This window comes from Stenotrophomonas rhizophila (genome assembly GCF_020857975.1).
GTDB classification, from domain to species: Bacteria; Pseudomonadota; Gammaproteobacteria; order Xanthomonadales; family Xanthomonadaceae; genus Stenotrophomonas; species Stenotrophomonas rhizophila_C.
This window is the reverse complement of the sequence record NZ_JACWUO010000019.1, coordinates 43,222-55,795: the sequence shown is the minus strand read 5'-3', so window position 1 is coordinate 55,795 and position 12,574 is coordinate 43,222. Positions and strand designations below refer to the sequence as shown.

12 protein-coding genes are annotated in these 12,574 nt (G+C 68.7%); 4 read left to right on the top strand and 8 right to left on the bottom strand.

Annotated features, from left to right (window positions below; translation table 11 throughout):
• The first annotated feature begins 47 nt into the window (after nt 1-47).
• Both ubiH and IC535_RS15675 read left to right on the top strand, forming a co-directional pair.
• Nucleotides 48-1,253 carry a 2-octaprenyl-6-methoxyphenyl hydroxylase gene (ubiH, locus tag IC535_RS15680; protein WP_228886325.1) on the top strand — a complete coding sequence of 402 codons (1,206 nt, stop codon included), beginning with the start codon at nt 48-50 and terminating at the stop codon, nt 1,251-1,253.
• A complete protein-coding gene (locus IC535_RS15675) occupies nt 1,250-2,425 on the top strand; it encodes a UbiH/UbiF family hydroxylase (protein WP_228886326.1) in 1,176 nt (391 codons plus the stop codon). The genes ubiH and IC535_RS15675 overlap by 4 nt, the downstream gene beginning before the upstream one ends.
• A 171-nt stretch (nt 2,426-2,596) precedes the next feature.
• Here IC535_RS15675 and IC535_RS15670 read toward each other — a convergent pair whose 3' ends face one another.
• The 4 genes from IC535_RS15670 to IC535_RS15655 all read right to left on the bottom strand — a co-directional run bounded on the left by IC535_RS15670 (nt 2,597) and on the right by IC535_RS15655 (nt 6,684).
• Nucleotides 2,597-2,992 (bottom strand): EF-hand domain-containing protein, encoded by a 396-nt coding sequence (locus IC535_RS15670; protein ID WP_228886327.1) that lies wholly within the window; start codon nt 2,990-2,992, stop codon nt 2,597-2,599.
• 117 nt (nt 2,993-3,109) lie between these two features.
• Nucleotides 3,110-4,156 (bottom strand): 23S rRNA (cytidine(2498)-2'-O)-methyltransferase RlmM, encoded by a 1,047-nt coding sequence (gene rlmM, locus IC535_RS15665; protein ID WP_228886328.1) that lies wholly within the window; start codon nt 4,154-4,156, stop codon nt 3,110-3,112.
• A gap of 24 nt (nt 4,157-4,180) precedes the next feature.
• Nucleotides 4,181-4,741, bottom strand: coding sequence for a nucleoside deaminase (locus IC535_RS15660; RefSeq protein WP_228886329.1), 561 nt, complete (start codon nt 4,739-4,741; stop codon nt 4,181-4,183).
• 194 nt (nt 4,742-4,935) lie between these two features.
• A complete protein-coding gene (locus IC535_RS15655) occupies nt 4,936-6,684 on the bottom strand; it encodes a glutamine--tRNA ligase/YqeY domain fusion protein (protein WP_228886330.1) in 1,749 nt (582 codons plus the stop codon).
• 243 nt (nt 6,685-6,927) lie between these two features.
• Here IC535_RS15655 and IC535_RS15650 point away from each other — a divergent pair, with 243 nt between their 5' ends.
• Together IC535_RS15650 and msrA are read left to right on the top strand one after the other, a co-directional pair.
• Entirely contained in the window at nt 6,928-7,194 is a 267-nt protein-coding gene (locus IC535_RS15650; protein WP_228886331.1) for a DUF2007 domain-containing protein, read from the top strand.
• Nucleotides 7,195-7,224: 30 nt separating this feature from the next.
• Nucleotides 7,225-7,875 (top strand): peptide-methionine (S)-S-oxide reductase MsrA, encoded by a 651-nt coding sequence (msrA, locus tag IC535_RS15645; protein WP_228886425.1) that lies wholly within the window; start codon nt 7,225-7,227, stop codon nt 7,873-7,875.
• Nucleotides 7,876-8,213: 338 nt separating this feature from the next.
• Here the strand turns inward: msrA and IC535_RS15640 are convergent, their stop codons facing one another.
• From IC535_RS15640 to ahpF, 4 genes are all read right to left on the bottom strand, one after another.
• A complete protein-coding gene (locus IC535_RS15640; protein WP_228886332.1) occupies nt 8,214-9,176 on the bottom strand; it encodes a transaldolase in 963 nt (320 codons plus the stop codon).
• A gap of 51 nt (nt 9,177-9,227) precedes the next feature.
• Nucleotides 9,228-9,635, bottom strand: coding sequence for a nucleoside diphosphate kinase regulator (gene rnk, locus IC535_RS15635; RefSeq protein ID WP_228886333.1), 408 nt, complete (start codon nt 9,633-9,635; stop codon nt 9,228-9,230).
• A gap of 140 nt (nt 9,636-9,775) precedes the next feature.
• Nucleotides 9,776-10,732 carry a DNA-binding transcriptional regulator OxyR gene (oxyR, locus tag IC535_RS15630; RefSeq protein ID WP_228886334.1) on the bottom strand — a complete coding sequence of 319 codons (957 nt, stop codon included), beginning with the start codon at nt 10,730-10,732 and terminating at the stop codon, nt 9,776-9,778.
• An 86-nt stretch (nt 10,733-10,818) separates the two neighbouring features.
• A complete protein-coding gene (gene ahpF, locus IC535_RS15625; protein ID WP_228886335.1) occupies nt 10,819-12,411 on the bottom strand; it encodes an alkyl hydroperoxide reductase subunit F in 1,593 nt (530 codons plus the stop codon).
• Nucleotides 12,412-12,574: the final 163 nt, after the last annotated feature.

Here is a 12,574-nt window from a genome sequence, read left to right as displayed (position 1 = left end):
AGGGCGTCGCACGCGCCGGCAACGGCCAACCGCTTATCATTGCCGGCATGAGTGAACGACATGACGTAGTGATCGTGGGCGGCGGGCTGGTCGGTGCCAGCCTGGCCATCGCCCTGGACCGGGCCGGGCGCAAGGTCGGGCTGGTGGAGGCCACTGCGGCCGGCGCGCTGCCGGCGGTGTTCGACCAGCGCAACCTCAGCTTCGCCGCCGCCACCGTCAACGCCTTGACCGCGCTGGGCGTGATGCAGCTGCTGGGCACGGCCCCCGGTGCGATCACCCGCATCCATGTCAGCCGCGCCGGCGATTTCGGCCGCGTGCAGATGGACGCCGCGCAGTACCAGCGGCCGTGGTTCGGCCAGGTGGTGGTGGCGCGCGATTTCGGCCATGCGCTGGAAACCCGGCTGTCCGCGCTGTCCGGGCTGTCCCGTTACCGCCCGGCGCGCTTTGTGCGGCTGGGCGGCACCATCGACGGCTACCGGCAGGTGTTCATCGCCGACGCCGATGGCGAGCGTTGCCTGCTGGCGCGGCTGGTGGTCGGCGCCGACGGCACCAGCAGCGCGGTGCGGCAGGCGCTGGGCATCGGCGTGGACGAACACGATTTCCAGCAGAGCCTGTTCGTGGCGCGGGTGCGCAGTGCGCGCGCGCCGGACGGCACCGCCTATGAGCGTTTCACCGATACCGGCCCGACCGCGCTGCTGCCGCGCGGCGACCGCCACTACGGCGCGGTGCACGGGGTGGCCCGCGACCAGGCCGATACGGTGCTGGCGCTGGACGACGCAGCATGGCTGCAGCGGCTGCAGGCGGCGATCGGCTGGCGCGCCGGGCGCTTGCTCGACAGCGGCCCGCGCAGTGCCTACCCGCTGGTCCAGGTGCTGGCCCGGGCGCTGGTCGGCGAACGCGCGGTGCTGCTCGGCAACGCCGCACAGACCATCCACCCGCTCGGCGCACAGGGCTTCAACCTGGGCCTGCGCGATGCGCTGACCCTGGCCGAACTGGTGGCGGGGGCCGATGACCCGGGCAGCGATACGCTGTTGCACGCCCATGTGGCGCGCCGCGAGGAGGACCGCCGGCAGACCATCGCCTTCTCCGGCGGATTGGCCCGGCTGACCAGCAACCCGGCGCCGCTGATGCGGCCGTTGCGCAGCCTGGGCTTGCTGGCCGCGCAGGCCACGCCGCTGCAGTCGATGCTGGTCGGCGGCGCGATGGGTTTCCGTGGCGAAGTACCGGACCTGTGCCGGGGAGCGGGCGCATGAGCCGGCGCGCGCGCGATGTGATCGTGGTCGGTGGCGGCGTGGTCGGTGCGGCCTGCGCGCTGGCGCTGGCCGGGGCCGGGCTCGAGGTGACCCTGGTCGAAGGCCGCGAGCCGCCGGCGTGGCAGCGGCAGGCAGCGGACCTGCGTGTCTATGCGTTCGCGCCGGACAATGCCCAGCTGCTGGCCGCGCTGGGGGTATGGCCGGCGGTGACCGCCGCGCGCGCCTGCGCCTACCGGCGCATGCGGGTCTGGGACGCCGCCGGCGGCGATGAACTGCGGTTCGACGCCGACACCCTGGGCCGCGAGCAGCTGGGCTGGATCGTGGAGAACGACCTGCTGGTCGACCGCTTGTGGGCGGCATTGCCGGCGGCCGGCGTGCAGTTGTGTTGCCCGGCGCGGGTGGACGCGTTGGAGCAGGACGCCGACGGCGTGCGCCTGCGGCTGGAGGACGGGCGCCGGCTGGACGCCTCGCTGGCGATCGCCGCCGATGGCGCCAACTCCACCCTGCGCCGTCTGGCCGGGCTGGAGGTGAGCGGCCAGGATTACGGCCAGCGTGGCGTGGTCGCCTATGTCGATACCGAGCGGAACAATGAAGCCACCGCCTGGCAGCGTTTCCTGGTGACCGGTCCGCTGGCGGTATTGCCGGTCGGCGCGCACCGCAGTTCGATCGTCTGGACCCTGCCCGATGCGCAGGCCGAGCGCGTGCTGGCCCTGGACGAGGCCGCGTTCGGACGCGAACTGACCAGCGCCTTTGGTGGGCGGCTGGGCGCGATGGGGCTGGCGTCCCAGCGTGCCGCCTTCCCGCTGCGGCGGCAACTGGCGACTGGGTATGTGGCCGGCCGCGTGCTGGCGCTGGGTGATGCCGCGCATGTGGTGCACCCGTTGGCCGGGCAGGGCGTCAACCTCGGCCTGCGCGATGTGGCCGCGCTGCGTGCGCTGGTCCTGCAGGCGCAGCAGCGCCGCCAGGACTGGATGTCGGCGCACCGCCTGCAACGCTGGGCGCGCGAGCGGCGCAGCGAGAACACGATTGCCGCCTACAGCTTCGATGCGATCAACACGGTGTTCTCCAACGACCAGATGCACCTGACCCTGGCCCGCGGCCGCGTGCTGGGCTGCGCCGGCAAGCTGCCGCCGCTGGTATCGATGCTCTGGAAGCGCGCGGCCGGGGTGTAGAAGCATCCACGCATGGCGTGGATCTACGCCGGAAACCGGCAAATCCACGCCACGGATTGGAACCCACCCGAAGCCGTTAAATCCACGCCATGCGTGGATGGCATTCACCCGAAACCGGTATCCATGGCATGGATGGCGCCCGGTAGAAGCCGGGCCATGCCCGGCTGCGCTTCAATCCACCAGCCAACCGGCCAGGTCGCTGCGATCCAGCTTCCCGCGCCGCTTCACGTCCAGCGCGCCGAACTCATCGGCCAGGGCGGGGTTGGCCTGCGCTTCGGCCCGGCTGAGGAAGCCGTCGCCGTCCACGTCCAGCGCCGCGAACGCGAACCGGTACTGGCCGACCACGTTCACCGGCTGTACCGAGCGCACGGTCACGGCCGCTTCGCCGGCCGGCGCCGACAACGTGACCTGGTGGGTCACCCGGCCTTCGGACAACGACTGCGTGCGCACGCCGGCCGGCACCTCGCGCAGCGGTTCGCTGATCGCTGGCGGCGGCGTGTAGGCCCGGGCCAGGGCAAGCGAGGGCAGCAGGGTCAGCAGCAGAACCAGGGCAGAACGACCTCGCATGGAAGCCTCCGTACATGACGTGGGTAGCGCCGGACCATGCCCGGCCGGCCGCGCAACGCGCGGCCATGATCGAGGCGTCGGCCGGGCACCGCCCGGCGCGGACGCCCCGGTATGCCATCACCGCAACGGCGAAGCCAGCACGGTGATTTCCTCGCGGTCGTGGTACAGCTGCTTGGCGCGTACCACCAGCGGCTTGCCGGCCTGTTCCTGGAACAGGTCCAGGCACATCCGGGTTTCGTCCCAGCGCTTCTTCATCGGCAGCTTGAGATTGAAGATCGCATGCTTGCACCAGCCCTCGCGGAACCAGGTGGCCATGCGCTCGGCAACCCGGCGCGGCTGTTCGACCATGTCGCAGACCATCCAGTCCAGCGGGGTCTCCGGCTGCCAGTGGAAACCGTCGGCGCGCAGATGCTCGACCAGGCCGGTCTCCAGCACGTGCTCGCGCAGCGGGCCGTTGTCCACGCTGATCACCCTGACGTGCTGGCGGGTCAACACCCAGGTCCAGCCGCCCGGTGCGGCGCCCAGGTCGGCCGCGCGCATGCCCGGCTTGACCAGCAGCTCGCGCTCTTCGGGAGTCATCAGGGTGAGCAGCGCCTCGTCCAGCTTCAACGCAGAACGCGAAGGCGCGTCGGGCAGCAGCTTCAAGCGCGGGATGCCCAGCGCCCACGGCGCGCTGTCGCGGGTATCGGCCACGCAGACAAAGGCGTGGCGGCCGTCGACGAACACGATATGCAGGCGCGGCAGCCCGGTGTTGGGCTTGTCGGTGAGCAGCCCCGCCTTGCGCAGCGCCGGGCGCAGCGCATTGCCGAACGCGCGGGCCAGGCCGGCCAGTGGCTTGCCTTCATCCGAATCGGGATGTTCCACCCACATGTCGCCGAAGCGTTGCTGGCCCTGCAGGGCGGCCATGATCGGGGTGATGCGGTCGGCCGCATCGAGCTGGGGCAGCTCGGCCAGCACCACCATCTTCTGCCGGGCGAAAATCAGCGAGCGCCACGGCAATGCCTTGGACAGCGCCGCGCCTTCCTCGGTGGCAAACAGCACATAGCCGTCGTTGCGCTGGGTGCGGGCATAGCCGGCGATGCCGGCATAGGCCGCCCGTTCGGACAGTTCGCCGGCCAGCTCCGGCTCGAAGCCCTGCCGGCACAGGCACAGCAGGCCGCTCATCGCGCGCCGCCAGCGGCGCGGGGATCAATAATGGGCACCGTTGGTCTCTCCGTACTGGCGCAGTACCGCGCGCGCTGCGTCGCGCTCGATGTCGCGCACGACCTCGATGCCACGCTTGTTGAGTTCACCGATCCAGTCGGCGGGCAGCGGGCCTTCATCGAACGGCGTCAGTTCTTCCACGTCCTGCGCACTGGCCCCGATCAGCAGGCGGTCGATGCCGGCCCAGATGGTGGCGCCATAGCACTGGCAGCACGGCTGGGAGGAGGTGGCCAGGGTGATCGGGCGCAGTACATCGTTCAGGCGCGGGGTCTGCAGGCGCTGCTGGGCCAGCATGTAGGCCATGTTCTCGGCATGCGCCAGCGAGGTGCTGTGCGGCACTACGCGGTTGACGCCGGCGGCGATCACGCGGTGGTCCGGGCCGAACACCACCGCGCCGAACGGGCCGCCGGTTTCCGCCTCGACATTCAGGCGCGACAGCTCGATCGCCAGGGCGACCTTGGCGGCATCGTCGGGATATACACGGGCCAGATCGATCTGGTCGTGGATCCAGGCGGGCAGGGTGAGGTGGACTTGCGCGTACAGCATCGGGGCGTGGGCCTCTTCAAATATGGAGCAGCGGCAGTGTATCGGGCGGCGCGTAGGGATGCCGTGTCCGCGCTGAACGCGGCCACGGTGCTGGGGCGCAGGGGGTGCGCCGCTGGCGTGGGGAGTGGCTGCGCGGCACCGCCGTTGCGGGGCCGCGCAGCAGGGTGGCCGGTGCCTGGCACCGGCCTGCAGGCTTACGCCGACCAGGTATCGCGCAGGGTCACGCTGCGGTTGAACACCGGCGTGGCGGCGGCGTGGTCGCGGCGGTCGGCAACGAAATAGCCGGTGCGCTCGAACTGGAACGACTGTTCCGGGGCGGCGCTGGCCGCGGCCGGCTCGACATAGCCGGTGACGGTGCGGCGCGACTCGGGGTTGAGGTAGTCGCGGTAGGTCTTGCCGTCGGTCTCGTCGTCCGGGTTGGGCACCGAGAACAGGCGGTCGTACAGACGGATCTGCGCCGGCACGCCGTGCACCGCGCTGACCCAGTGGATGGTGCCCTTGACCTTGCGGTTGGCCCCTTCCATGCCCGGACGCGATTCGGGGTCCAGCCAGCCGCGCAGTTCGGTGATGGTGCCGTCGGCGTCCTTGATCACTTCATCGCAGCGGATGATGCCGGCCCCGCGCAGGCGTACTTCGCCGCCCGGCAGCAGGCGCTTGAAGCCCTTCGGCGGCACTTCGGCGAAGTCCTCGCGCTCGATCCACAGTTCGCGTGCGAACGGCACCTCGCGGGTACCGAAGGCCTCGTCCTTGGGATGGTTGGAGAAGCTCAGGGTTTCTTCGTGGCCCTCGGGCAGGTTGGTCAGCACCAGCTTGACCGGGTCGATCACCGCCATGCGGCGCGGCGCGGCGCTGTCCAGGTCTTCGCGCAGCGCGCCTTCGAGCACGCTGAAATCGATCACCGAATTCTGCTTGCTGATGCCCACGCGCTCGGCGAACAGGCGCATCGCCGCCGGGGTATAGCCGCGCCGGCGCAGGCCCTGCAGGGTCGGCATGCGCGGATCTTCCCAGCCGTCCACCAGCTGTTCGGTGACCAGCGCCATCAGCTTGCGCTTGCTCATCACCGTGTAGTTGATGTTCAGCCGCGAGAACTCGATCTGGCGTGGCTTGGCCGCCTCGCGCGGCAGCCCGCGTTCGACCAGCGGCGCGGTCAACGCATCATCGTGGGCGAAGTCGACGTTGTCCACGCACCAGTCGTACAGCGGGCGGTGGTCTTCGAACTCCAGCGTGCACAGCGAATGGGTGATGCCTTCGATGGAATCGCCCAGCGCATGGGCGAAGTCGTACATCGGGTAGATCGGCCAGGCATTGCCGGTGTTCTGGTGCTCGACGTGCTTGATCCGGTACAGCGCCGGGTCGCGCAGGTTGATGTTGCCGCTGGCCATGTCGATCTTGGCGCGCACGGTACGCGCGCCATCGGGGAACTCGCCGGCGCGCATGCGGCCGAACAGGTCCAGGTTTTCCTCGACGCTGCGTTCGCGGTACGGCGAGGGCCGGCCCGGCTCGGTCAGGGTGCCGCGGTAGGCGCGCACTTCCTCGGCCGACAGGTCGCAGACATAGGCCTTGCCGTCGCGGATCAGCTTCTGGGCGGCCAGGTAGTAGGCGTCGAAGTAGTCCGACGCATGGCGCAGTTCGTTCCACTCAAAGCCCAGCCAGCGCACGTCGTCCTGGATGGCGGCGACGTACTCGGGGTCTTCCTTGGCCGGGTTGGTGTCGTCGAAGCGCAGGTTGCACACGCCGCTGAACTCGCCGGCGATGCCGAAGTTCAGGCAGATCGACTTGGCATGGCCGATGTGCAGGTAGCCGTTGGGCTCGGGCGGGAAGCGGGTCTTGATCGCAGCATGCTTGCCGCTGGCCAAGTCCTCGCGCACGATCTGACGGATGAAATCCCGCTTTTCATGGGTTTCCGGAAGGGCGTCGGTGGGGGCGGCGGTAGGCTCGGACATGATGCGCGGTCGCAGTCTAAAAGGCAGAAAGACCAACAGTTTAGCCTGTCGCAAGGCGACAGGCTAAACGGTAGGTACCGACCGTTGGTCGGTACGCCCGGTAGTGCCGGCCGCTGGCCGGCTCTGCACATTGCCGGCTACACCAGGAGCCGGCCAGCGGCCGGCACTACCGGACCCCGGCGCTGGTCGGCACGCCTTCAGCCCCCGGGGGTATGCTGGACCAACACCCGCCGGAGCCTGCCCATGCACGTGATCTACCAGGCCGACAACCTGTTCGATGCCCACCTGGTCAAGCATGCGCTGGAGGATGCCGGGATCCCGGCGTTCGTGTTCGGCGAGTCGCTGCTGGGGGGCATGGGCGAGCTGCCGTTGTTCGGGGTGTTGCGGGTCTGCGTGCCGGACCTGGTCCGGCCGGAGGCCGAGGGCATCGTGGCCGGACTCGACTTGGGTGGCGCCCCGGACGACCCCATATTCGACGGAGACGAAAGCGCCGGCCCGTTGCCGGCCTAGGAGACCGCCATGTTGGGAATTGCCAAGGGCCTGTTGGGCATCGGTGCGTTCAAGCAGCGCCTGCCGCGCCCGGACGAGGCGTTGCCGGGCCGTGAACAGGCGCTGCCGCTGCACAACCAGCATTACGTCAACGGCCACCCGCTGCAGGGCGATTTCACCGGCCTGCAGCGCATCCGCGTGGCGATGGGCTGTTTCTGGGGGGCCGAGCGCAAGTTCTGGACGCTGCCGGGGGTCTATTCGACCTCGGTGGGCTACGCCGGCGGCTCGACCCCGAACCCGACCTACGAGGAAGTCTGTTCGGGCATGACCGGGCATACCGAGATCGTCGAGGTGGTGTTCGACCCGGCGATCATTTCCGTGGCCCAGGTCCTGCAGGTGTTCTGGGAGAGCCATGACCCGACCCAGGGCATGCGCCAGGGCAACGACACCGGCACCCAGTACCGCTCGGCTATCCATGCCACCGACCAGGCCCAATACGACGCCGCGCTGGCCAGCCGCCAGGCCTACCAGCAGCGCCTGACCGAGGCCGGCCATGGCGCGATCACCACCGAGATCGAATTCCCGGCGCCGGCCTACTATTACGCCGAGGACTACCACCAGCAGTACCTGGCCAAGAACCCGAACGGCTACTGCGGCATCGGCGGCACCGGGGTGAGCTGCCCGATCGGCGTGGACGCCTGACCGGGCCAGACCCGAAAGGTAGGGTCGCATCCGGATCGACTACCGGTACCGTCGATCAGCGCGGCGAAGGCATGATCTCGGCCGGAGAGCGCTGTCGATCATTGCCATGCGTTACCGGGCGCGGACACCGCATCGGCAGTCGGTTGGGACCCGACCCTACCAGCGCCCTGGTAGGGTCGCATCCGGATCGACTACCGATACCGTCGATCAGCGCAGCGAAGGCATGACCTCGGCCGGAGAAGCCCCTCGACCACGGCCATGCCGTTACCGCGCGGCCACCGCTGCAAACCAAAAGGCCCCGCAATGCGGGGCCTTTGTCGTCCAGCCATCCGGCGCGCTTACAACCGCGTGCGGATGGTCTGGCGCAGGGCGTCCAGGTCCTTGGCGAAGGCGTCGATGCCGGTGGCCAGCTTCTCGGTGGCCATCGGGTCGGCGGCCAGGTCGGCGGCAAAACGCGCCGCGTCGACCGGCGTGGCCTGCACGGTTTCCGGCGCGACGGCCACCAACCTGCGCGGCAGCTCGCCCTGCTCGGCGTCCAGCTTCTCCAGCAGGTCCGGCGAAATGGTCAGGCGGTCGCAACCGGCCAGGGCTTCGATCTGCGCGGTCGAGCGGAACGAGGCGCCCATCACTACCGTCGGCGAACCGCGGCGCTTGAATTCGGCATAGACCCCGCGCACGAACACCACGCCCGGATCTTCATCGATGCTGGCCGGGGCCTGGTCGTTGGCCACGTACCAGTCCAGGATGCGGCCGACGAACGGCGAGATCAGGAACGCGCCGGCTTCGCTGCAGGCCAGCGCCTGGGTCGGGTTGAAGATCAGCGTCAGGTTGCAGTCGATGCCCTCGGCCTGCAGCTGGCGCGCCGCTTCCACGCCTTCCCAGGTCGCGGCGATCTTGATCAGCACCTTGCTGCGCGGCACGCCGGCGGCGGCGTACATGGCGATGAACTGCCGCGCCTTGGCCACGGTGGCGGCGGTATCGTGGGCCAGGTCGGCGTCCACCTCGGTGGAGACCCGGCCCGGCACCAGGCTGCTGAGCAGCGTGCCCACCCCGACGGTCAGGCGGTCGGCCACGGCCTCTACGATGGCCTCGCGCTCGCCCTGCTGCGCGCGGCCCCAGGCCAGTTCGCGTTCGATCAGGTCGGCATACACCGGCAGGTCCAGCGCCTTCTTCACCAGGGTCGGATTGGTGGTGCAGTCCACCGGCTGCAGGCGTTTGATCGCCTCCACGTCGCCGGTATCGGCCACCACGATGGACAGGTCACGCAACTGGGTGAGTTTGGACGGCGAAACGGTGCTCATTGCAACTCCTGGTACGGGACGTGGACGCAGCGCTCAAGCGCGGCAGCAAGGTCAGGCGTGGGGCTGGTTGTGGACCGCGGTGACGCGCAGGCGCAACTTGCGGCCGCCCGGGGCGTCCCACTCCATGGTCTGGCCGACCGACAGGCCCAGCAGGGCGGTGCCCACCGGTGCAAGGATGGAAACCTTGCCCTGTTCGACATCGGCTTCGCGCGGGTAGACCAGCGTCAGCACGTGTTTTTCGTTCTGCAGCTCATCTTCGCATTCCACCCGCGAATGCATCATGACGATGCCCTCGGGCATCTGCTCGGGCGGCACCACGGTAGCCCGGTTCAGTTCCTGGGCCAAGGCCACCGCGGCCGGGGTCTGGCTGACGGCGGGGGATTCGAGCATGGCATCCAGGCGATCCATGTCGTGGCTGGAAACGATGATTGAAGGGGGCAGTCCGCTGGAAGTGGACATTGTGAAGCTCCTTGCGATTGTTGAAGGCCCATGCAAAAGGCGGCGCCTGCTGGCGCCGCCTGGGTTCTATTGTGCTGCCTATCGAGGGCGGATGCGACCCGCCTGCTGCCGGCGCCGATGTGGCCGGTTCAGCGTGCCGCTCAGCTGGCGCGGCGCGGCGCGCTGCCTGCGTTGGTGGCGAAATCGCTGTTCTCCAGCGTGAACAGCCGCTGCGGCAGGCGTTTGAACTGCTGGGCCAACTGCTCCAGGAAACCGTTCATCGCCGAACTGCGCCGCCAGACCATCGCGATGCGGCGGCTGGGGCGGTTGTCGCCGCTGAAGTCCAGCAGCCGGATATTGTCCGAGCGCGGCACCGGCGGCTTCACCGACAGGGTCGGCAACAGGGTGATGCCGACGTCGGCGGCGACCATCTGGCGCAGGGTTTCCAGGCTGGTGGCGCGGAATTCGGATTTTTCATTGGCACCGAACAGGCGGCATACCGCCAGTGCCTGGTCGCGCAGGCAATGCCCGTCCTCGAGCAGCAGCAGCTTCTGCGAAGACAGTTCCTGCACGTCCAGCTGCTGGCGCTCGGCCAGCGGGTGCTGGCCGGACACCGCCAGCAGGAACGGTTCCTCGAACAGGAACTCGGCGTGCAGCTGGTCATCGTCCAGCGGCAGCGCCAGCAGCGCGGCATCCAGCCTGCCTTCGCGCAACCGGCCCAGCAGCTCGTCGCTCTTTTCCTCGACCAGCAGCAGTTCCAGCTGCGGGAAGCGTTCGCGGATATTGGGGATCACATGCGGCAGCAGGTACGGCCCCAGGGTGGGGAAGATGCCCAGCCGCACGGTGCCTGCTTCGGGGTCGCGGCTGCGTCGGGCCGCTTCCTTCATCTGTTCCACTTCGGCCACGATGCTGCGCGCGCGCGCTGCCGCTTCCACCCCCGCCGGGGTCAGCATCACCTTGCGTGGTGCACGCTCGACCAGCGGCAACCCCAGCTCGTCCTCCAGCTTGCGGATCTGGGTGGACAGCGTGGGTTGGCTGACGAAGCATGCCGCCGCCGCCCGGCCGAAGTGGCGATGGTCGGCCAGCGCCACCAGGTATTTCAGATCACGTAGGTTCATTTCCTTTGACCTCTCAGCGGTAATGGACCGGGTGACGGCGTGGCTTACCCAGCAGGTGGGTCCCGGAAAACCGGGACCGGAACGTTTCAGGCAGCTTCGGCGACAGAACCGCTGCTCTTGGGAACGGATGTACGGATCAGGTGATCAAAAGCACTCAGTGCGGCGGTCGAACCGGCGCCCATCGCAATGATGATCTGCTTGTACGGAACGGTAGTGCAATCGCCTGCGGCAAACACGCCCGGGATGCTGGTCTGGCCGCGGTCATCGATGATCACTTCGCCACGCGGCGACAGCGCCACCGAATCCTTCAACCACTCGGTATTGGGCAGCAACCCGATCTGCACGAAGATGCCTTCGAGCTCGACCCGGTGCGCATCGCCACCGATGCGATCCTGGTAGACCAGGCCGTTCACCTTCTGGCCATCGCCGAGGACCTCCTGGGTCAGGGCGCTGGTGATGATGGTGACGTTGGCCAGGCTGCGCAGTTTCTTTTGCAGAACCTCGTCGGCACGCAGTTTGTCATCAAATTCCAGAAGGGTCACATGCGTCACGATGCCGGCCAGGTCGATGGCCGCTTCGACGCCGGAGTTGCCGCCGCCAACCACCGCCACGCGCTTGCCCTTGAACAACGGGCCATCGCAGTGCGGGCAGTACGCCACGCCCTTGTTGCGGTACTGCTCTTCGCCGGGCACGTTCATCTGACGCCAGCGTGCGCCGGTGGACACGACCACCGTGCGCGACTTCAGCGACGCGCCGTTCTCCAGCACGATTTCGACCAGCCCGTCAGCGCCGGCCGGCTTGAGCGCGGTGGCGCGCTGCAGGTTCATGATGTCCACCTCGTACTCGCGCACATGCTGTTCCAGCGCGGTGGCCAACTGCGGGCCTTCGGTGTGCTTGACCGAGATGAAGTTCTCGATCGCCAGGGTGTCCAGCACCTGGCCACCGAAACGCTCGGCCGCCACGCCGGTGCGGATGCCCTTGCGCGCGGCATAGATCGCCGCGGCCGCGCCGGCCGGGCCACCGCCGACCACCAGCACGTCGAAGGCGGCCTTGGTGGCGATCTTCGCCGCCTCGCGCTTGGCGCTGCCGGTATCGAGCTTGGCCACGATCTGCTCCAGGCCCATGCGGCCCTGATCGAACATCTCACCGTTGAGGTACACGGTGGGCACCGACATGATCTGGCGCGCCTCCACTTCGGCCGGGAACAGGCCGCCGTCGATGGCCACGTGCTGGATGCGCGGGTTGAGCACTGCGGCCAGGTTCAGTGCCTGCACCACGTCTGGGCAGTTCTGGCAGGACAGCGAGAAATAGGTTTCGAACCTGTAGTCGCCTTCCAGGTTCTGCACCTGCTCGATCAGCTCGGCGGTGGCCTTGGACGGATGCCCGCCGACCTGCAGCAGGGCCAGTACCAGCGAGGTGAACTCATGGCCCATCGGCAGGCCGGCGAAGGCCAGGTGGATGTCCTGGCCCGGCGTGGTCAGCGCGAAGGACGGGGTGCGCTCGGCGCTGTCGCGGCGCACCTCCAGGGAGATCTGCGCCGACAGCGAGACCAGGGTGTTGAGCAGTTCCAGCATTTCCTGCGACTTGGCACCGTCATCGACGTGCGCGGTGATCTGGATCGGGCGGGTGACGCGTTCCAGGTAGGTCTTCAGCTGGGACTGGAGGTTGGCATCCAACATCGAAAAACTCCTTGGTTCAGGCAAGGGGGTGGCGTCGACGTACCCCAAGGGTGCATCTGCGCGGCATGGGGGTGAACCGAAACCCGCGCGCGAGGCCCTTGGAGGGCGCTGCGCCGGCGTGGCACGGGCTTCGGTTCACCCCCATTCCCGACAGGCGGGAATG

Excerpts from the sequence above, each read along its gene's own strand:
- IC535_RS15650 (WP_228886331.1), top strand. The coding sequence starts at position 6,928 with ATGCACGTGATCTACCAGGCCGACAACCTGTTCGATGCCCACCTGGTC.
- IC535_RS15675 (WP_228886326.1), top strand. The coding sequence starts at position 1,250 with ATGAGCCGGCGCGCGCGCGATGTGATCGTGGTCGGTGGCGGCGTGGTC.
- oxyR (WP_228886334.1), bottom strand. The coding sequence starts at position 10,732 with ATGAACCTACGTGATCTGAAATACCTGGTGGCGCTGGCCGACCATCGC.
- ubiH (WP_228886325.1), top strand. The coding sequence starts at position 48 with ATGAGTGAACGACATGACGTAGTGATCGTGGGCGGCGGGCTGGTCGGT.
- IC535_RS15670 (WP_228886327.1), bottom strand. The coding sequence starts at position 2,992 with ATGCGAGGTCGTTCTGCCCTGGTTCTGCTGCTGACCCTGCTGCCCTCG.
- IC535_RS15655 (WP_228886330.1), bottom strand. The coding sequence starts at position 6,684 with ATGTCCGAGCCTACCGCCGCCCCCACCGACGCCCTTCCGGAAACCCAT.
- rlmM (WP_228886328.1), bottom strand. The coding sequence starts at position 4,156 with ATGAGCGGCCTGCTGTGCCTGTGCCGGCAGGGCTTCGAGCCGGAGCTG.
- ahpF (WP_228886335.1), bottom strand. The coding sequence starts at position 12,411 with ATGTTGGATGCCAACCTCCAGTCCCAGCTGAAGACCTACCTGGAACGC.
- rnk (WP_228886333.1), bottom strand. The coding sequence starts at position 9,635 with ATGTCCACTTCCAGCGGACTGCCCCCTTCAATCATCGTTTCCAGCCAC.
- IC535_RS15640 (WP_228886332.1), bottom strand. The coding sequence starts at position 9,176 with ATGAGCACCGTTTCGCCGTCCAAACTCACCCAGTTGCGTGACCTGTCC.
- IC535_RS15660 (WP_228886329.1), bottom strand. The coding sequence starts at position 4,741 with ATGCTGTACGCGCAAGTCCACCTCACCCTGCCCGCCTGGATCCACGAC.